This window comes from Corallococcus sp. CA047B (assembly GCF_003612065.1).
Taxonomy (GTDB): Bacteria; Myxococcota; Myxococcia; order Myxococcales; family Myxococcaceae; genus Corallococcus; species Corallococcus praedator.
This window is the reverse complement of the sequence record NZ_RAWD01000087.1, coordinates 1-19714: the sequence shown is the minus strand read 5'-3', so window position 1 is coordinate 19714 and position 19714 is coordinate 1. Positions and strand designations below refer to the sequence as shown.

The window sequence follows — 19714 nt, the reverse complement described above, 5'->3', positions numbered from 1 at the left end:
TCCGGCCATGTTCACCGGCCTCATCCAGGACACTGGCACCATCACCCGCATCACCCCCGGGGCGATGACCGACGTGTGGATTCGCACCTCGCTGGGCGCGGAGGCGTTCGCGCTGGGGGAGTCCATCGCCGTGGATGGCGCGTGCCTCACGGTGGTGGAGAAGGGCGGGGACACCTTCCGCGTGCAGGCCGCGCCGGAGACGCTGCGGCGCACCACCCTGGGCGCCCGGCGCTCGGGGGACAAGGTGAACCTGGAGCGGGCCCTGGCGCTGGGGGACCGGCTGGGAGGGCACCTGGTGTCGGGCCACGTGGACGCCGTCAGCGAGGTGCTGGAGACGTTCGCGGAGGGCGGCTCGTGGGTGATGGTGTTCCGGCTGCCCCCGGAGCTGGCGCCCTGCTTCATCGACAAGGGCTCGGTGACGATTGACGGCATCAGCCTCACGGTGAACGCGGTGGAGGCGGACCGCTTCCGGGTGCAGCTGATTCCGGAGACGCAGGAGCGCACCACCCTGCACGGCAAGGGCCCCGGGGCGCAGGTGAACCTGGAGGGCGACCTCATCGGCAAGTACGTGGCCCGGCTGTTCGCCCTCAGGGGGGCCCCGGAGGCGGGCCAGGGCCCGGGCCTGACGGAGGCCGTCGTCCGGGCGGCGGGCTTCACCCCGCGCGGGTAGGGAAGACCCCGGATTCCGGGGCAGGCGCGGTGCGGCAAACCCCGTGCAGACGCCGGGGGGCGGGGTGGTGTAAGGAGCGCGCCATGCCTCGCTATTTCGAAGGGGATTTCCTCCCCCCCCAGGGCCGGTTCGCCATCTGCGTGTCCCGGTTCAACAGCTTCATCACGGAGGAGCTGCTGAAGGGCGCCGTGGACACGCTGGTGCGCCATGGCGTGAAGGACGACGCCATCGACGTGTACCGCTGCCCCGGCACGTATGAGCTGCCCGGCCTCACCCGGCGCGTGGCGGAAGGCGGCCAGTACGCGGGCCTCGTCATCCTGGGCGCGGTGATTCGCGGCGGCACCCCCCACTTCGACTACGTGGCGGGCGAGTGCGCCAAGGGCGTGGGTTCGGTGGCGTTCAGCGCGGCGGCGGGCCCGAAGCCCGCGGCGGTGACGTTTGGCGTCCTCACGTGCGATACCGTGGAGCAGGCCATCGACCGTGCGGGCGTGAAGGCGGGCAACAAGGGCGCGGAGGCCGCGGTGGCCTGCATCGAGATGGTCAACCTCTTCGCGCGGATGACCGCCGCCGAACGGAAGGGCTGACCGCATGGGCGCGCGCAGAACGGCACGGGAGCGGGCGTTGCAGGCGCTCTTTCAGTTGGACATGGCCCAGGGCGCCGCCCGGGATGCCCTGGATTCGGCGTGGGCCGCCTCCGCGGACGACGGCAAGCCGGAGCCGGACGCGGTGAAGTTCGCCAAGGAGCTGGTCGACGGGGTGCAGACCCACCGCGAGGAGATCGACGCGCTCATCGAACGCCACAGCCACAACTGGCGCCTGGACCGCATGTCCCGCATCGACCGGAACGTGCTGCGGCTGGGCATCTTCGAATTGAAGTACCGCCCGGACATCCCCCGCAAGGTGACCATCAACGAGGCGGTGGAGCTGGGGAAGAACTTCGGCACGGAGGAGTCGAGCGCCTTCGTCAACGGCCTCCTGGACCGCGTCGCGGTGGCGCTCGGGAAGCCGTGAGCCAGACGACCACCCTGGACGTGGGCCTGGAGGGCCTGGACGCGCTGGCCGGGGTGGACGCCCTGTGCCTCTTCGTGGCCGAGGACGACCGGCCCCTGCCTTCCACCGCGGGCTACGTGGACTGGCGGCTGTGCGGCGTCCTGTCCCGGGTGCTCCAGGGCGGCTTCTTCACCGGCGTGAAGGACGACTGGCTCCTGTTGCCCTCGGACGGGAAGTTCTCCGTGCCGCGCATCTTCGTGGTGGGCCTGGGGTCGCGAAAGCGCCTGGACGCGGCCGCGCTGGGTGAAGCGCTGGCTGGGGCGGCGAAGGTGTTGAGCCGCGCGAAGGTGGAGTCGGTGGCCCTGGAGGTCCCCGGCGGGGTGGGCCTGAGCGACCCGGCTCGGGCGGAGGCGTACCAGAAGCAGTTCCTGCCGGCCTTCAAGGGGGCCCGGGTGTCCCTCTTCGCGGACAAGGGGCTTGTCGGGTCGCTGTCGTCCCGCAAGGGCTGACGCCCTGCGCTCGGGCGGGTGTTCTGCTAGCATCCGGTCTCCGAGGCGTGCGCGCGATGAAGTTCAGGGTGCTGATTGTCGAGGACTCCAAGGTGTCGCGCGAGCACATCGCCGCGACCGTGGAGGCCGTGGACGGCATCGAGGCCGTCACCACCGCCAGCGGCTTCGAGGCCCTGAAGCTGCTTCCCCGTCAGCGCTTCGACCTCATCATCACCGACATCAACATGCCCGACATCAACGGGCTGGAACTCATCAACTTCGTCAAGAAGAACCCCAACTACCGGGACGTGCCGCTCATCATCGTCACCACCGAGGGGCGTGAACAGGACCGCACCCGGGGGATGGCGCTGGGGGCGGCGGGCTACCTGGTGAAGCCGTTCCAGCCGGAGGACCTGGAGGCGCTCCTGCGGCGCTTCCTGAAGCCGCTGTGAGCCCCGGGGGCAAGGCGCTGGCGGAGTTCGTCGCCGAGGCCACGGAGATCCTCGACGCGCTGGGAAGGGACCTGCTCGCGCTGGATGAAGCCCGCGACCAGGAGGCGGATCCGGAGCACATCAACGGCATCTTCCGCGCGGCGCATTCGCTCAAGGGCCTGTCCGGGCTCTTCGGCCAGGAGCGCATCACCCAGCTCGCGCACGCCGCGGAGGACCTGCTCGACAGGCTCCGGCTGGGCCGGCTGACGCTGGACGACCAGGTCCTGGACGCGCTGGTGGACGCGCTGGACACCTTCCAGTCGCTGCTCGGGGAGGCGTCGCGGGGGGAAGAGGGCGAGGACCTCACCCGGCGCACCCGCGCCATGGAGGACCGGCTGTCGCGGATGGGTTCGCCTCCGCCCGCCGTGGAGGAGGATCCGCTGGAGCGGCTGGAGCTGGACGCCTCCGTGCGCGCCGTCTTCACCGAGTACGAGGAGCACCGGCTGCGCGAGAACGTGCGGCGCGGGGTGGCGCTGTGGTGCGTGCGCGCCGCGTTCGACCTCTCCGACTTCGACCAGGGGCTCGCGGACCTCAACGCGCGGCTCAAGCCCCTGGGCGAGGTCATCAGCACGCTGCCCTCGTCGCGCCCCGGCGGCGCCACCGGCATCGCGTTCGATCTCATCTTCGGCGCGAAGGTGGCGGCGCAGGCGCTGGAGGCGGGCCTCCAGGGCACGCCCGCGGAGCTGGAGCCGCTGGCCGTGCGCCCGCCGCGAGAAGGGGAGGCCGGGCCCGCCTTCGAGCTGCCCCGGTCGCCGGACGCCGCCCCCGCGCCCCCCGAGAGCGCGGGCAATGAAGCGGCCGCCGCGCCCCGTGTGAAGCGCAAGAAGAAGGGGCCGCGCTCCCAGCCGCTGGCCCTGGAGGCGGGGGCCCCTCGGTCGCTGCTGCCGGCGGACGCCGGAGCGTCGGAGCCGGACACCGCGCCGTCCGGTGCGCCGCCGTCCGGCATCAAGGCCCTGCCTTCGGGGAGCCCTCCGCGCATGCGGGCGGTGGAGAGCCCTTCGGCCACGACGCTCGGGCTCCAGTCCGCCGCGTCCGCGCCGGTGCCCGCGGGACGTCCCCGGCCGGAAGAGACGTCGCTGCGCTCGCTCACGCAGACGGTGCGCGTGGACATCGGCCGGCTGGACGGGCTCATCAACATGGTGGGCGAGCTGCTGCTCATCAAGGCCAACCTCCAGCGGCTGGCGGAGACGTCCCGGCAGGACGGGACGGTGGCGCTGTCGAAGCTGTTCGGCCAGGAGCTGTCGCGGGAGACGCGGCAGTTGGAGCGCAAGCTGGAGGCGCTGCAGGAGGGCCTGCTCGAAGCGCGCATGGTCCCGGTGGGCCAGGTGTTCGACAAGCTGGCGCGGCTGGTGCGGCGGATTGCTCGCGAGGCGGGCAAGGAGATCGACTTCGTCAGCACGGGCGGCGAGGTGGAGCTGGACAAGCTCATCGTCGAGGAGCTGAGCGACCCGCTGATGCACCTCATCCGCAACGCCATCGACCATGGCGCGGAGGGGCCGGAGGCGCGGCTGTCCGTGGGCAAGCCCCGGCGCGCGCTGCTGCGGCTCCGGGCCGAACAGAAGGGCAACCACGTCCTCATCAGCGTGAGCGACGACGGCTCCGGCATCGACGAGGTGCGCGTTCGCGAGGTGGCGCTGTCCCGGGGGCTCGTCAGCGCGTCGCAGATCAGCGAGATGACGCGGCGCGAGCTGCTCAACCTCATCTTCCTGCCGGGCTTCTCCACGCGCTCCAGCGTCAGCGCGCTGTCCGGGCGCGGCGTGGGCCTGGACGTGGTGAAGAACAACCTGGGCAACCTCTCCGGCATCATCGATGTGTGGAGCGAGCGCGGGAAGGGCACGGCCTTCCACCTGACGCTGCCGGTGACGCTGGCCATCGTGCGCGCGCTGGTGGTGGGCGTCAGCGGCCGCACCTACGCGGTGCCGCTCAACAGCGTGCTGGAAATCCTCTCCGTGCAGCCCCAGGACATCCGCACGGTGGAGCGCCGCGAGATGCTGGACCTGCGCGGGCAGACGCTGCCCTTCCTGCGGCTGGGGCGGCTGTTCCACCTGCCGGAGCGCGAGGTGAACCGCCACTTCGTCGTGGTGGTGGGCCTGGCGCAGCAGCGGCTGGGCATCGCCGTGGACGAGCTGTTCGGCCAGCAGGACATCGTCACCAAGCCGCTGGGCGGCAGGCTCAGTGGCGTCAAGGGCATCTCCGGCGCCACCGACCTGGGCAACCGGCGCACGGTGCTGGTGCTGGATGTCGCGGAATTGCTGGAAGAGGGCATCGCGCAGGAGCGACGCCGCGCCTGAGGCACCGGTGCCGGGGGGCTGCTATCCTCCGGGGCGTGTCCCGTTTCGAAGCCCTGCTCGACGCGTTCTTCTACCGCCCGGACGAGGACGTCAGCGGCCTCCTGGATTTCGCCGCGGGCAGCGACGGGCTGGCCTCGCGCGTCGTGGAGGAGGAGCCCACCGAGTACCTGGCCTTCCGCCTGGAGGCCGAGTGCTACGCGGTGCCCATCCTCACCGTGCGGGAGATCTGCAAGGTGCCGCTGCTCACGGAGATTCCGCGCTCGGAGCCGCAGTTGCTGGGCGTGATGAACCTGCGCGGGGAGCTGCTGCCCGTCTACGACATCAAGCTGCGGCTGCGGCTGTCGGACGTGCCGCCGCTGGTGGCGGGGCCGGACGCGGGCCTGCCGCCCCGGGCCGCGCGCATCCTGGTGCTCAAGACGGACGCCGGGCCCGCGGGGGTCTGGGTGGATTCGGTGGCGGGCGTGGTGCGGCTCAAGCCGTCCATGGTGGAGCTGTCCCCGGCGGGGATCCGCGGGGACCGCGACTGCGTGGCGGGGCTGGGGCGCAAGGGTTCGCAGCTCTACATCCTGTTGGATCCGGAGCAGGCGCTCGCCCCATGACGGACCCCGTGAACCTGCTGTCCCGCCGTCCGCGTGGCGTGACGGCCGATGAAGTCCCGGCGCACGCGGTGGAGGTGCAGCTGTGCGCCTTCTTCGTGGGCAACGAGGAGTACGTGCTGGACATCATGCGCGTGGAGGAGATCCTCCCGCCCCAGCGCGTCATCCCCATTCCCCACGCGCCCGCCTTCGTGGAGGGCGTGCTGCACCTGCGCGGCGCCATGTTGCCGGTGGTGGATCTGCGGCGGCGTCTGCTGGGCCAGGAGGCGCCGGAGACGAAGCGCACGCGGCTGCTCGTGTGTCGGCTGGGGACGCGGCGCGTGGCGGTGCGGGTGGACCGGGTCGCGGAGGTGCTGCGCGTGCGCAAGGGCGACATCAAGCCCGCGCCCGCGCTGATGGCCGCGGGCCGCACGCCCTTCGTCGTGGGCGTGTGTGGCCCGCCGACGCGGCTGCGGCTGCTGCTGGACCTGAAGGCGCTGCTGCGCGCGGAGCTGGACCGGGAGTCGCGAGGTCCGACGGCGGGTTGAGTCCGGCGCTTTCGTCCCGCGTCCTGGTGATTAAGAGCAGGTCCTCATGCGAGACCTGAGCGGGCATCGGACGGCGCTGGGCTTCCTCTACCTCTTCGTGCACGCGCTGACGTTGCTCGGCGCGGCAGTGCTCGCCTACGCCACGTGGATCCTGGCCCACATCTCGACCGGGCGGGCCACGCGGCTGCCCGTGTGGGAAGGCCTGCCCGTCCAGGCGATGATGGGCTTCACGCTGTTCGTCCTGGTGCTGGCCATCGCCGGACTCTCCGTGGGCCTGGCCCTGGTGCGCGGACGGCGGGTGTCCAAGGGCACGGCGCTGGTGCTGTCCATCCTGGCGCTGCCAAGCTTCCCGGTGGGCACGGTGATGGGGATCTACTCGCTCTGGTTCTTCGGCCAGGAGGGCTGGGACTCCGAGCCGGAGACGACGGCCTGGGCGACCTGAGTGGATGTCGCGCCGCGCTGGGCCGGGGCTCCTCCACGTCGGCCCTTGTTCGCGGACGCGGATGGGCTTCGGGGCGCTCGCCTGGCTTGTCAGCGAGGCGGGTGATTCCACCGGGGACGTGTACTCGCACGCGCGGAGGTGGGCGGGCGCGCTCGTCGCGTTGCTGGGATCCGTGACGGGGATCCGCGGAGACATGCACCCGCGGCGCCGCCGCCCCGGGTGGCCAGGGAACGGATGTGGGTGCCCTTCCCCTGTCGCTGCCCGTCTTCCGCCGGGACTCTCCTCTCCGGGGTGTTTGCGTCAGGAAGGGTGGGCTCCGGAATCCGGGGGCGTGAGCGGCCCGGAGGGACCGTCGGACGGCGGTGGGGATCTACACTCCGGGGTTCTTCGGGCAGGATGGGGACTGACGCAGGAGCGGCCACCGGAGGAGTACGGCGGATGAGCGACGCGGTGCAGTCCCTCGCGGGACAGGAAGAGGTCCGGTACCGGGCGCTTCAGGCCGTGGATCCGCGCGCGCCCGGAGCCCTGGAGACCTTCACCGAGGGACTGCACGACGAGAGCTGGCGCGTGCGACACGCGGCGGCGGAAGGGCTGCGGCGCCTGCCGGACGCGGAGGGTGTCGCCGCGCGACTCATCTCCGTGCTGGGCGAGCGGGGCGAAACAGGTGCTCGCAACGCGGCGGCGGAGGCACTGGCCGGCATGGGCACGGTGGTGCTGCGCCCGCTGATGCACCTGCTGGAGCACGAGGATCCGGACCAGCGCAAGCTCGCGGTGGACATCCTGGGCCACCTGGGCCGCGCGGAGGTGGAGGACGTGCTCCTGCGCTCGCTCTCCGACGTGGACCTCAACGTGCGCGTGTCCGCCGCTGAAGCCCTGGGCCGCATCGGCGGCGAGGCCGCGGTGCGGGCGCTGGAGGACCTGCTGGACGCGGACACGTCGCTGATGCGGCTGGCCGCGCTGGAGGGACTGGCGGCGCTGCGCAAGGCTCCGGCTACGGCGCGGGTGATGGCGCTGGTGGACGAACCGCTCCTGCAGCGCAGCGCCCTGCGCCTGCTGGGGCTGTGCCCTCCGGGCGTGTCCACCGAACGCATCTGCCAGTCCCTGGCCTCGTCCGTGCGTTCGGTGCGCGAGGCGGCCCTCGTCGCGCTGGGCACTCAGGCGACGGGCCTGGGGCCCTATGAGCGCAACGAACTGGACGCCGTGGCGCGCTCGGTGCTGTCGCGCATCCCGGAGATGACGGAGCGGGTGGCGCAGGCGCTGGACGTGGAGGACGTGCGTGTGCGGGCCGGAGCGCTGGTGGCCGCCGGAGCCCTGGGCGAGGCGTCGCTGGCGTTGGCGGTGGCGGAGGTGGCGCGCGAGGACCGGCTGCTGCGCGAGGTGCTCTTCACGCTGGGGCAGCTGGGCGCGGATGGCCGCCGGCTGCTGCTGAAGAACATGGGCGCGCTGTCGCTGCCCGCGCGCACGGTGGCGGCGGAAGCGTTGGTGCTGCTGGTGGACGCGACGTCGGTGTCGGAGCTGTGCGCGCTCCTGGAGTGGGCGGAGGACGACCTGCGCGCGGTGGTGGTGCGGGCGCTGGGGCGCACGCGCTCTGCGGAGGCCCTGATCCCCCTGGTGGACCTGCTCGCGGATCCCTCGTTGTCGGGCACCGCGACGCGCGCCCTGGATCAGCTCATCGTGGTGCATCCGCTGGCGGCCCTGGCGGCGCTGGAGTCGGCGGTGGAGCAGCGCACGACGCCCGTCGCGGTGGCGGTGCTGGGCCGGCTGGGCGGCGCGAAGGTGCTGCCCCTCTTGCGACGGCTGGCGCGCGACGTGGAAGCCCCATGGCGCGCGGCGGCGGTGGAGGCGGCGAGCCGGGTGAGCGGCGACGCGGGCCTGGAGCTGGCGCGGGGCGCGCTGGCGGACGAATCCGCGCCGGTGCGCATCTCCGCCGTGCGGGCCCTGGGACGGCAGGGCGGGAAGGAGGCCGGCAGCTTCCTGGGACTCGCGCTGAAGGACGAGGACCGCGCCGTGCGGCTGGCCGCGGTGGAGGCCGTGGGCGTGAGTGGCGCGACGGAGCGCGCGTTGGACCTGGAAGCGCTGGTGCGTCACGGCGACGGTGCGCTCGCGGTGCTGGCGGTGCGGGCCCTGGCGAAGCTGGGCAAGGTGGGCTCCGGCATGCTGTGGGACGCGCTGGGCCACCCCGACACGGAGGTGGTGAAGGCGGCGCTCGCGGCCCTGACGTCCGCGGACGGCGCGGCGGACGGAGCCGCGCTGGCGGTGTCCCTGGTGGGGCATCCCCGGTGGGACGTGCGGGCGGCGGCGGCCCGCGTGCTGGGAGACCTGGGGCGCCCCGAGTGCCTGCCCGTGCTCCAGCAGGCGCTGTCGGTGGAGCACGACGCGCTGGCCCGGCGGGCGCTGGTGGACGCGGTGGCACGGTTGTCAGGGCGTTGAGGGGAAGCCGCGCATGCCACGCTTCGACGAAGGCCGTCCGGAGATGACGCTGGAGGAGTTCAGGCTCCTGCGCGACCACGTCTACGCCCACTGCGGCATCCTCATCCACGAGGACATGAAGTTCGTGATGGAGCGCCGGCTGTGGCCCCGGCTGGAAGCGCTGGGGCTCGCGGACTTCGGCGCCTACCACCGCTACCTGCGCTACGACGCCCAGCGCATCGCGGAACTGGAAGCGGCGGTGGAATCCCTCACCACGCACGAGACGTACTTCTTCCGCGAACCCGCGCAGCTCAAGGCCTTCTGCGAGGAGCTGCTCCCGCTCCTGGAGAAGAAGAACGCGCGCACGCGGCGGCTGCGGCTGTGGTCGGCGGGCTGTTCCTCCGGCGAAGAGGCGTACACGGTGGCGATGCTGCTGAAGGACAGCGGCCGCTTCGACGACTGGGACGTGGAGGTGCATGGCACGGACCTGTCGCGCCGCGTGCTGGCCGTGGCCCGCCGCGCCGAGTACGGGCCCAGCGCCCTGCGCGCGACGCCGCCGGACCTGCTGGAGCGCTTCTTCGTGCCCGCGGGGGTCAACCGCGTGCGCGTGCGCGACGACGTGAGGGCGTGGGTGAGCTTCGGCCACCACAACCTCGCGGACGAAGCGACCAGCCAGCTGGTGCCGCGCACCGACGTCGTCTTCTGCCGCAACGTGATGATCTACTTCGACCAGGCGATGCGGCGCCGGGTGCTGGGCGTCATCCGCGACCGGCTCTGCCCCGGTGGCTACCTGCTGCTGGGCCACGCGGAGAACCTGCTCAGCCTGGGCGCGGACTTCGAACTGGTGCACCTCAAGGGCGACCTCGTGTACCGCCGGCCGGAGCTGCCGAACGGGGAGGGCCGCTGATGGGACGCCCGCTCACGGTGCTCGTCATCGACGACTCGGCCACCAACCGCCGCACGCTCACCACGCTGCTGGAGTCCTCCGACGAGGTGATGGTGCTGGACTGGGCGGGCGATGGCGAGGAGGGGCTCAGGAAGGTCCTGGACCTGAAGCCGGACGTGGTGACGCTGGACCTGGAGATGCCAAGGCTGGGCGGCCACACCTTCCTGCGGCTGCTGATGCGCGCCTCGCCCACGCCCGTCATCGTCATCTCCAGCTACGCGCACAAGTCGGACGTGTTCAAGGCGCTGGAGCTGGGCGCGTTCGACTTCATCGCCAAGCCGCCCCGGAGCACGCCGGAGGCGCTGGAGATCCTCCGGCGCGAGCTGCTGGACAAGGTGTTCGCGGCCCGCCACGTGAAGTCGGGGGCGCGCCACGGGGCCGCGCTGCGCAGCTCGGTGTTGTCGGGGGATGCGCCCCAGGTCATCGCCGTGGGCGCCTCCACGGGCGGGCCTCCGGCGGTGCAGCGGCTGCTGGAGGGGCTGGCCAGTGAGCCCTCCGTGAGCGTGCTGGTGAGCCAGCACATGCCCTCGCAGTTCACCCGGGCCTTCGCGGAGCGGTTGGACCGCATCGGCCCCTTCACGGTGACGGAGGCGTGCGAGGGCGACGTGGTGGCGCCGGGCCACGTCTACATCGCGCCGGGCGGGCGGCACCTGGTGCTGACGGAGCGCGCGGGGCGGATGGAGCTGCGCACGCCGGGGCCGGTGCCCGCGGACAAGTACGCACCGTCGGTGGACCGGCTCTTCGAGAGCACCGCGGAGGTGCTGGGCTCCCGCGCGGTGGCGGTGGTGCTGACGGGGATGGGGGCGGACGGCGCGCTGGGCGTGCGCTGCGTGCGGCGCGCGGGCGGGGAGACCTGGGCGGAGTCCGAGGACACGGCGGTGGTGTTCGGCATGCCCAAGGAGGCCATCGCCACCGGGGCGGTGACGCGGGTGCTGACCCTGGACGCCATGGGGACGGAGCTGGCCGCGCTGGTGCGCAGGCGGAGGCAGTCCACCGGGCAGTGAATCGGTGGTTCCCGGACAGGCCCCCGCACAATCCCGGGCCGGGCGGCGCGCGGGTGCTAGGCTGTCGGGCATGTCGGAGCAGCAGATCCGCGCGCTGGTGGTGGACGACTCGCAGGCCATGCGCCGCAGCATCATGTACGCGCTCCAGCGGCTCACGGGCGTCGTCTGTGTCGAGGCCGAGGACGGGGTGGCGGGGCTGAAGGTGCTCACCACCCAGGGCCGCTTCGACCTGGTGCTGACGGACATCAACATGCCGCTGATGGACGGGCTGAAGCTCATCAGCCACATCCGCAAGGCGCCGGAGCACCGGGGCGTGCCCATCGTCGTCGTGACGACGGAGGGCGCGGAGGCGGACCGGGCGCGGGCCATGGCCCTGGGCGCGAGCGCCTACCTGGTGAAGCCCGTGCAGGCCCGGGTGGTGTTGGAGACGGTCAAGGAACTGCTGAAGCTCGCTTGAGCTTCTGGGGCCCACGCACGCATGGAACCGGCGCTGGACGTCGAGGGGTTGGAGAAGACGTACGGCGCGGTGCAGGCGGTGCGGGGGCTGACGTTCCAGGTGGCCCCGGGCGAGGTGCTGGGCCTCGTCGGGCCCAACGGCGCGGGCAAGACGTCCACGCTGCGCTGCCTCGCCGGCATCCTGCCGCCCTCCGTGGGCCGCGTGCGGGTGGCGGGGCACGACCTGGCGGTGGCGCCGGTGGAGGCGAAGCGCGCGCTGGCCTTCCTTCCGGATGAGCCGCGCTTCTTCGAGTACCTCACCGTCTGGGAGCACCTGAACTTCACCGCGCGCATCTACGGCGTGGAGGACTGGGAGGAGCGGGGCCGCGCGCTGCTGGAGGAGATGGAGCTGACGGGCCGGGAGAAGTCGCTGCCGGGCGAGCTGTCGCGGGGCATGAAGCAGAAGCTGTCCATCGCGTGCGGCTTCCTGCACCAGCCCCGGCTCATCCTCCTGGATGAACCGCTGACGGGGTTGGATCCGCTGGGCATCCGGCGGATGAAGGCGTCGCTCAAGCGGCGCGCGGAGGAGGGCACGGCGCTGGTGCTGTCGTCGCACCTGCTGCCGCTGGTGGAGGAGCTGTGCCACCGGCTGCTCATCATCGCCGGGGGCCGGGCGGTGGCGCTGGGCACGCTGGCGGAGATCCGCGAGCAGCTGGCCGGTGGGGAAGGCAACGGCGCGTCGCTGGAGGAGCTGTTCGTGCGCATCACCAGCGCGGCCTCGGAGGAGTCGGGCGCGTCCGGGCCGGGGCCTGGGGCCGCGTGAGCTTCCCGCGAGCGGTGGCGTTCCTGTGGGCGCGGACCTGGCGCAACCGGCTGGTGCGTCAGGTGCAGCGGCTGAAGCGTCCGCGCTACCTGCTGGGCGCGCTGGTGGGACTCGCGTACCTGTATTCGCTCGTGGGGCGCAGCGTGTTCGTGCAGGGCACGGGCCGGGCGGTGTCCCCCAACGCGCGGATGTTCGCGGAGTTCTCGCTGGAGGTGTCGGTGCTGGGCACGCTGGTGACGGCGTGGGTGCTGGGCGCGGACCGGCCGGCGCTGACCTTCACGCAGACGGAGGTGCAGTACTTCTTCCCGGCCCCCGTCACGCGCAAGGCCCTGCTGCACTACAAGCTGCTGCGCGGCCTCTTGAGCGCGTCGCTGGCGGCGCTGGCGGCGACGGTCTTCGTGGGACGCTTCACCAGTCCAAGGCCGGAGCTGTTCTTCCTGGGCGCCGCGCTGGCCATGGGCACGCTGTACCTGCACGGCACCGCGGCGTCCTTCGTGCGCGCGTGGCTGGTGTCCCAGGGGCGTTGGGGTAGCGCCGTGCGCTGGACGCTGGTGGGGCTGCTGATGCTGGCGGTGATGGGCACGCTCGTGACCACGTTGCAGGCGCATCCCTGGCCGGCGAACGCTGGCGCCCCCTTCGTCGTGCGCGGGTGGGTGCGCGACGTGCTGGACGCGCCCGGACCCCGGGCGGTGCTGTGGCCGGGCCGAGCGCTCGTGGCCCCTTCCATGGCGCGCAGCACGCAGGACTTCCTGCGCTACCTGCCCGCGTCGCTCGCGTTGCTCGTGGCGCACTACGCCTGGGTGCTGGCGGTGGAGGTGCCCTTCGAGGACTCAGCGGTGGCCGGGGCGGATGCCCGGACGCGCCAGCAGGCCCGGCGGGGCAACCGGTCCGCGCGCGGAGGGAACATCCGCGTGGGGCGCGTGCCCTTCCTGCTCAAGGCTCGGGGGCGTCCGGAGGTGGCGCTCGTGTGGAAGAACCTCATCGCCCGCAAGCGCCTGGGCGGTGGCCTGGTGGTGCTGCTGGGCTTCGTGGTGATGGGCGCGCTGGTGGCGCTGGTGCTGGGCGACACGCGGCTGTTCTCCAACACGCGCGAGCTGCTGGGGCCCATGAGCCTGATGGTCGCGGTGGCGATGGCCGTCATCGGTCCGAGCGCGTTCCGGACCGACCTGCGCATGGACCTGCCGAAGCTGGAGCTGCTGCGCGCGCTGCCGCTCACGGGGCGACAGGTGGTGGGCGCGGAGCTGGCGGCGTCCGCGCTGACGCTGAGTGCGGCGCAGTGGGTGATGTTGCTGGTGGCGCTGGTGCTGGGGGTGGGCACGGACGACGAAACGCTCGCGCCGTGGTCCACGCCGGTGGTGCTGGGGCTCCTGTCGGTGCTGCCGGCGCTGGGGCTCGCGGGGCTGTTCGTGCAGAACGCGGCGGTGGTGCTGCTGCCCGCGTGGATCCCCGCGGACTCGGAGCGCGCGCGCGGCGTGGAGGCCCTGGGTCAGCGGCTGCTCACGCTGGTGGGTACGCTGGTGGTGACGTTCCTGGGACTGTTGCCTGCCGCGGTGGTGGCGCTCCTCGTGGGCTATCCGCTGTTCACTGTCATGGGCCGCTGGGCGGTGCCGCTCGCGGGGCTGGTGGCGGCGGGGGCACTCTTCGCGGAGGTGGCGCTGGGCGTCGCCGTCCTGGGCCGTGCCTTCGAGCGGCTGGACGTGTCCGAGGAACAGTCCAACGAAGGTTGAATGCGAGCACGAAGGGAGCATCCCCATGAAGGTCGGCTTCATCGGATTGGGAAACATGGGCGCGCCGATGGCGAAGAACCTGCTCGGCGCGGGCCATGAAGTCATCGTCTGGAACCGCACCGCCTCCAAGGCGCAGCCGCTGCAACAGCAGGGCGCGCGCGTGGCGAAGACGCCCGGTGAAGCGGCGCGTGACGCGGAGGTCGTCGTGTCGATGCTGGCGGATGACGCCGCCGCGGAAGCCGCCGCGCTGGGTCCGGACGGCATCGTGGGGGCCCTGCCGAAGGGCGCGGTCCACGTCTCCTCCAGCACCATCTCCGTCGCGCTGTCGGAGCGGCTGACGAAGGCGCACGCGGACGCGGGCCAGGGCTACGTCTCCGCCCCCGTCTTCGGCCGTCCGGAAGCCGCCGAGGGCAAGCAGCTCTGGGTCCTCGCCGCCGGCCCCAAGGCGCAGGTGGAGCGCGTGCGCCCGCTGCTCACGGCGCTGGGGCGGGGCCTCACGGAGCTGGGGGAGAAGCCCTCGTCCGCCAACGTGGTGAAGCTGTCCGGCAACTTCCTCATCGCGTCGATGATGGAGGCCCTGTCGGAGGCCTTCGCCCTGGCGGAGAAGTCCGGCGTGGAGCGCGCCGCGTTCCTGGACGTCTTCAAGTCCGTCTTCGCCCGCTCGCCCATCTTCGAGAACTACGCGGGCGCCATCGCGAAGGGACAGACGACCCCGGCGGGCTTCGCGCTACGTCTGGGCCTCAAGGACGTGACGCTCGCGCTCGAAGCAGGGCGCGCCGCCGAGGTGCCGCTGCCGCTGGCGAGCCTCCTGCGCGACCACTTCCTCACCGGCGTCGCACAGGGGCGCGGGGATGAGGACTGGTCCGCGCTGGGCGCACTCGCGCAGGAGCGCGCGGGCCTCCAGAAGAAGTCCTGAGCAGGCGCGGGGCCTTCCGGGCACCCGCCACGCTGCCCGTCGGCCATGGTCACGAGGGCCCACCTGGAGGATCCGCGAGCGCGGCCTGTGCTCCCGCGCTCGCGGCCCCCAGATTTCCCGTGGACCCGAGGTCGGCTGAGCGACAGCTGGGCACGGCCTCCATTTTTTGGAGGAGACAGTCATGGCACGCGCAATCATCAAGAAGCTCGGCGATTCCGACGAGCACCGACCCTTCGTCGCGCACGGCTCCGCGGATGTCTTGAAGCTCGGAGAGCTCACCATCGGCCGTGGGGTCTTCGAACCCGGCTGGCAGTGGTCGAAGGACGTGAAGCCCCTCGCGGGCACCGAGTTCTGCGAGGTCATCCACACCACGTGCATCCTGTCCGGACAACTGCACGTCAAGATGCGGGACGGCCAGGAGTTCGACCTGGGACCGGGCGACGTCGCCTTCATTCCCCCGGGTCACGATGCCTGGGTCGTGGGCAAGGAGCCCTGCCGCGCCGTGGACTTCACCGGCGCGGAGGACTACGCCCGCATCCAGGAGCCCAAGGAGAAGGAGGAGGAGGCACAGCCCTCCGTCCTCCAGTAGGCCGGGTGTCTCCGGGAATGCACCGGACCGCGGGCGGCGACTTCCGCCCCGGTCCGGCACCCCGTGAAAATCAGAACTGCGCGGAGCCCGGAACGCGCGGGTAGGGGATGGCGTCGCGGATGTTCTGCAGGCCGCAGATGTAGACGATGAGCCGCTCGAACCCCAGGCCGAAGCCCGCGTGCGGCACCGTGCCGTAGCGCCGCAGATCGCGGTACCACTGGTAGTGCTCCGGGTTCAGGCCGAACTTGACCATGCGCGCGTCGAGCACATCCAGGCGCTCCTCGCGCTGGCTGCCGCCGATGATTTCTCCGATGCCCGGGGCCAGCACGTCCATCGCGGCGACGGTCTTCCCGTCCTCGTTGATGCGCATGTAGAAGGCCTTGATGGCCTCCGGGTAGTTCATCACCACCACGGGCCGGCCCACGTGCTCCTCGGTGAGGTAGCGCTCGTGCTCCGTCTGCAGGTCCTTGCCCCACTCCGGCGTGTACTCGAACTTCTTCTTCGCCTTCTGGAGGATGGAGATGGCGTCCGTGTAGTCGATGCGCTCGAAGCTGGAGCCGATGAACTTCTCCATCCGCTCCGTGACGCCCTTCTGCTGGCGCTCCTCGAAGAACTTCATGTCCGGCGCGCACTCGTTGAGCACCGCCTTGAACACGTACTTGAGGAACCGCTCCGCCAGCGCAGCGTCCTCGTTGAGGTCCGCGAAGGCGATCTCCGGTTCAATCATCCAGAACTCGGCCAGGTGCCGCGTGGTGTTGCTGTTCTCCGCGCGGAACGTGGGGCCGAACGTGTACACCTTGGACATGGCCAGGCAGTACGCCTCCACGTTCAGCTGCCCGGACACGGTGAGGTAGGCCTCCTTGCCGAAGAAGTCCTTGCCCCAGTCGATCTTCCCGTCCGGCCCGCGCGGCGGGTTGGACGCATCCAGCGTGGACACGCGGAACATCTGGCCCGCGCCCTCCGCGTCGCTCGCGGTGATGATGGGCGTGTTGACCCAGCAGAAGCCCTCTTCGTGGAAGAAGCGGTGCACCGCCTGCATGGCGGAGTTGCGCACGCGGGTGATGGCCCCGAAGGTGTTCGTGCGCACGCGCAGGTGCGCCACGTCCCGCAGGAACTCCAGCGAGTGCTGCTTGGGCGTGATGGGGTAGGTGTCCGGGTCATCCACCAGCCCCAGCACCTGCACCTCGTCCGCCTGGATCTCGAACGCCTGCCCCTTGCCCTGGGACTGCACCAGGGTGCCCTTGCAGATGACGGAGGCGCCCGCGGTGAGCCGGAGGATCTCCTTCTCGTAGTTGGGCAGCGAATTGGGTGCGACGACCTGGATGGGGTCGAACACGGACCCGTCGCTCACGTTGACGAAGCTGATGCCCGCCTTGGAGTCGCGGCGCGTCCGCACCCAGCCGCGCACCTCCACCTTCGAGCCCGCCTCGACCGACCCCGACAGGGCCCTCTTCACACTCACGACCTGCATGGTGCTCTCCCTCTGCGCCAGACCGGGAAGGCGAGTTAGTCGCGCCCGGGCCGGAGGGCAAGCACCGAGCGAAGTCCATCCCCGGCCCGGTGCACCCACATGGGGGGCTGCCGGTCAGGTTCCGGGACTTGCTGGCCGTCCGGGGAGGCAGGCCGCACGGGGGCGGACGGTCCGGACCTTCGACGCGGCAAGACTTGTTGCCCGCATGTCGCACCTCCCGCTAAGAGACTGAAAAGCCATGGCGATGAACGAGCGTTACGAGCCGCAGTCGATTGAAGGAAAGTGGCAGACCCGCTGGGACCAGGAGGGCGTCTTCCGGGCAGGCAGGCGTCCGGAGGCCCCCAAGAAGTACGTCCTGGAGATGCTGCCGTACCCCAGTGGCGCGATGCACATGGGGCACGTGCGCAACTACCTCATCGGGGATGTCTACGCGCGCTACTACCTGATGCGCGGCTTCGACGTGCTGCACCCCATGGGCTGGGACGCCTTCGGCCTGCCGGCGGAGAACGCGGCCATCAAGGACGGCGTCCACCCGGCCATCCGCACCCGCGAGAACATCCAGTCGTTCAAGGCGGAGATCAAGACGCTCGGCTACAGCTACGACTGGTCGCGCGAGGTGAACACCAGCTCGCCCGAGTACTACCGCTGGAACCAGTGGTTCTTCCTCCAGATGCTGGAGCGCGGGCTCGTCTATCGCCGCTTCAGCAAGGTGAACTGGTGTACCGGCTGCCACACCGTCATCGCCAACGAGCAGGTGAAGGACGGCCGCTGCGAGCGCTGCGACTCGGAGGTGCTGGACAAGGAGATGCCCGAGTGGGCGTTCCGCATCACGAAGTACTCGCAGGACCTGCTCGACGCGCTGGACACCCTCAAGGAGTGGCCGGACCGCATCACCTCCGCCCAGCGCAACTGGATTGGCCGCTCGGATGGCGCGGAGGTGGACTTCCGCGTGCAGGGCCATGACGCCGCGCTGCGCGTCTTCACCACCCGCGTGGACACGCTCTTCGGTTGCACCTACGTGGTGCTCGCGCCGGACCACAAGCTGGTCGCCCAGGTGACGACGCCAGAGCGCCGCGCGGACGTGGACGCGTTCGCGAAGCGCATGGCGGCGCAGAACAAGACGGAGCGGCTGGGCGAGGACGCGGAGAAAGAAGGCGTCTTCACCGGCGCGCACGCGCTGCACCCGTTCACCGGGCAGCCGGTGCCCATCTGGATCGCCAACTTCGTGGTGAGCGACTACGGCACCGGCGCGGTGATGAGCGTGCCGGCGCACGACGTGCGCGACTTCGCCTTCGCGCGCAAGTACGCGCTGCCCGTGCGCGTGGTCATCCAGCCGGCCGCCGGTGACAAGCTGGGCGCGGGGGAGACGCTGGAGGCCGCGTCCACCGAGGACGGCGTGCTGGTGGACTCCGGGGACTTCACCGGCCTGCCTTCCGCGGAAGCGCGCGTGAAGATGGCCGCGAAGCTGGAGGCGGACGGCAAGGGCAAGGCGACGGTGACGTACCGCCAGAAGGACTGGGGCTTCAGCCGCCAGCGCTACTGGGGCACGCCCATCCCCATCGTCTACTGCGAGAAGTGCGACCCGGAGCGCAAGGGCATCCCCGTGCCGCTGGATCAGCTGCCCGTGCGGCTGCCGGACATCGACACGCAGGCGGTGCTCACCGGCAAGGGGGAGCCCCCGCTCGCGAAGGTCGCGTCCTTCGTCAACACCCCGTGCCCGAAGTGCGGCGGTCCCGCGCGTCGGGAGGCGGAGACGATGGACACGTTCGTGGACTCCTGCTGGTACTTCGCGCGCTACCTGTCGCCGCAGTACGACGCCGCGCCCTTCGACCCGAAGGAGGCGAAGCGCTGGCTGCCCGTGGACGTGTACGTGGGCGGCCCCGAGCACGGCGTGATGCACCTGCTCTACTTCCGCTTCTGGACCCGGGTGATGAAGCTGCTCGGCCTGTCGCCGGTGGACGAGCCCGTCACGCGACTCATCACCCAGGGCATCGTCAACGGCGCCGACGGCCGCAAGATGGGCAAGCGCTACGGCAACGGCGTGGCCCCGTCCACCATCGTGCAGAAGTATGGCGCGGACACGGCGCGCACCTACGTGCTCTTCGCGGGCCCGCCGGAGCGCGACTTCGACTGGTCCCCGGATCAGGTGGAGGGCGTTTCCCGCTTCCTCAAGCGCGTGTGGTCGCTGGCCGCCACGCACCATGCCGCCGTGGCGGACGTCACATACGACGGCCCCTACGAGGGCAAGGCCCTGGAGACGCGCCGCGCGGCGCACAAGTGCCTCAAGCGCGTGGGCGAGGCAATTGAGCGCCTGTCCTTCAACACCGGCGTCGCCGGCATCATGGAGTGCGTGAACGCGCTCTATGCCGTAGGCACGCCGGAGACGCAGGCGGAGAAGGCGGCCATGGCGGAGGCGGTGCGGCTGCTCGCGCGCATCCTCACCCCGTTCGCGCCGCACATCGCGGACGAGCTGGCGGAGGCCTACGGGGCCAAGGCCGTCACCGTGTCGGAGGCCTGGCCGGAGTTCGACCCGGCGCTGGTGGTGGACGACGTGATTCCGTACGCCGTGCAGGTGAACGGCAAGCTGCGCGCGGAGGTGCGCGTGGCGGCGGACGCGAGCGAGGCGGACGTGCGCGCGGCGGCGGAGGCGGAGGAGAAGGTGAAGTCCGCCCTGGAGGGTAAGACGCTGCGCAAGTTCGTCTTCGTCCCCAAGCGGCTGGTGAACTTCGTCGTCGGCTGACGCCAGGGCTGAAGGAAGGGAGGGGCGGTGCCCGCGGAAGTGCTCGTCATGTGCTCCGCCTGCGGGCGCCCCCAGACGGCGGCCCGGCGCCGCTGCGCCTTCTGCAACGCGGTGTTGCCGGAGGCGCCCCTGCCGTCCCCCGCACCCGCGTCCATGGAC

19 protein-coding genes are annotated in these 19714 nt (G+C 71.5%); 18 read left to right on the top strand and 1 reads right to left on the bottom strand.

The genetic code is table 11. The annotated features are described in order from the left end of the window. Positions 1-7: 7 nt before the first annotated feature. The 17 genes from D7X74_RS16020 (at position 8) to D7X74_RS15940 (ending at position 15344) form a co-directional block, all read left to right on the top strand. On the top strand, positions 8-670 hold the full coding sequence (locus D7X74_RS16020; RefSeq protein ID WP_120533837.1) for a riboflavin synthase: 663 nt from the start codon (positions 8-10) through the stop codon (positions 668-670). A gap of 83 nt (positions 671-753) precedes the next feature. Next, on the top strand, positions 754-1254 hold the full coding sequence (gene ribE, locus D7X74_RS16015; protein ID WP_120533836.1) for a 6,7-dimethyl-8-ribityllumazine synthase: 501 nt from the start codon (positions 754-756) through the stop codon (positions 1252-1254). A 4-nt stretch (positions 1255-1258) separates the two neighbouring features. Further along, positions 1259-1681, top strand: a complete 423-nt coding sequence (nusB, locus tag D7X74_RS16010) for a transcription antitermination factor NusB (RefSeq protein WP_120533835.1) — start codon at positions 1259-1261, stop codon at positions 1679-1681. Further along, complete coding sequence (locus tag D7X74_RS16005) at positions 1678-2169, top strand: M17 family peptidase N-terminal domain-containing protein (RefSeq protein ID WP_120533834.1); 492 nt, start codon at positions 1678-1680, stop codon at positions 2167-2169. Before nusB ends, D7X74_RS16005 begins: the two co-directional genes overlap by 4 nt. A gap of 56 nt (positions 2170-2225) precedes the next feature. Further along, entirely contained in the window at positions 2226-2600 is a 375-nt protein-coding gene (locus D7X74_RS16000; protein ID WP_120533833.1) for a response regulator, read from the top strand. Next, entirely contained in the window at positions 2597-4930 is a 2334-nt protein-coding gene (locus D7X74_RS15995; RefSeq protein ID WP_120533832.1) for a chemotaxis protein CheA, read from the top strand. Before D7X74_RS16000 ends, D7X74_RS15995 begins: the two co-directional genes overlap by 4 nt. Positions 4931-4965: 35 nt before the next feature. Then, positions 4966-5529, top strand: a complete 564-nt coding sequence (locus D7X74_RS15990) for a chemotaxis protein CheW (protein WP_120533831.1) — start codon at positions 4966-4968, stop codon at positions 5527-5529. Next, entirely contained in the window at positions 5526-6053 is a 528-nt protein-coding gene (locus D7X74_RS15985) for a chemotaxis protein CheW (protein ID WP_120533830.1), read from the top strand. The genes D7X74_RS15990 and D7X74_RS15985 overlap by 4 nt, the downstream gene beginning before the upstream one ends. A 46-nt stretch (positions 6054-6099) precedes the next feature. Next, positions 6100-6495: a hypothetical protein gene (locus tag D7X74_RS15980; RefSeq protein ID WP_120533829.1), complete on the top strand. Its 396-nt coding sequence runs from the start codon at positions 6100-6102 to the stop codon at positions 6493-6495. Positions 6496-6933: 438 nt separating this feature from the next. Further along, positions 6934-8925 (top strand): HEAT repeat domain-containing protein, encoded by a 1992-nt coding sequence (locus D7X74_RS15975; RefSeq protein ID WP_120533828.1) that lies wholly within the window; start codon positions 6934-6936, stop codon positions 8923-8925. A gap of 13 nt (positions 8926-8938) precedes the next feature. After that, positions 8939-9811, top strand: a complete 873-nt coding sequence (locus D7X74_RS15970) for a protein-glutamate O-methyltransferase CheR (protein WP_199732790.1) — start codon at positions 8939-8941, stop codon at positions 9809-9811. Further along, the gene (gene cheB, locus D7X74_RS15965) at positions 9811-10854 is read left to right on the top strand and encodes a chemotaxis-specific protein-glutamate methyltransferase CheB (protein WP_120533827.1); all 1044 of its coding nucleotides are present in this window, start codon (positions 9811-9813) and stop codon (positions 10852-10854) included. The genes D7X74_RS15970 and cheB overlap by 1 nt, the downstream gene beginning before the upstream one ends. Positions 10855-10924: 70 nt before the next feature. Next, positions 10925-11311 (top strand): response regulator, encoded by a 387-nt coding sequence (locus D7X74_RS15960; protein WP_120533826.1) that lies wholly within the window; start codon positions 10925-10927, stop codon positions 11309-11311. A 21-nt stretch (positions 11312-11332) separates the two neighbouring features. Then, positions 11333-12112, top strand: coding sequence for an ABC transporter ATP-binding protein (locus D7X74_RS15955; RefSeq protein ID WP_120533825.1), 780 nt, complete (start codon positions 11333-11335; stop codon positions 12110-12112). Beyond that, complete coding sequence (locus D7X74_RS15950) at positions 12109-13839, top strand: putative ABC exporter domain-containing protein (RefSeq protein WP_120533824.1); 1731 nt, start codon at positions 12109-12111, stop codon at positions 13837-13839. Before D7X74_RS15955 ends, D7X74_RS15950 begins: the two co-directional genes overlap by 4 nt. 25 nt (positions 13840-13864) lie before the next feature. Next, positions 13865-14755, top strand: coding sequence for an NAD(P)-dependent oxidoreductase (locus tag D7X74_RS15945; protein ID WP_120533823.1), 891 nt, complete (start codon positions 13865-13867; stop codon positions 14753-14755). A 181-nt stretch (positions 14756-14936) separates the two neighbouring features. Next, a complete protein-coding gene (locus D7X74_RS15940; protein WP_120533822.1) occupies positions 14937-15344 on the top strand; it encodes a cupin domain-containing protein in 408 nt (135 codons plus the stop codon). A 70-nt stretch (positions 15345-15414) separates the two neighbouring features. On the opposite strand, the gene asnS is transcribed toward D7X74_RS15940, so the two are convergent. Then, a complete protein-coding gene (asnS, locus tag D7X74_RS15935) occupies positions 15415-16815 on the bottom strand; it encodes an asparagine--tRNA ligase (protein ID WP_120533821.1) in 1401 nt (466 codons plus the stop codon). A gap of 238 nt (positions 16816-17053) precedes the next feature. Between asnS and leuS the strand changes: the two genes are divergently transcribed. Continuing rightward, entirely contained in the window at positions 17054-19555 is a 2502-nt protein-coding gene (gene leuS / locus D7X74_RS15930) for a leucine--tRNA ligase (protein WP_120533820.1), read from the top strand. Positions 19556-19714 lie beyond the last annotated feature (159 nt).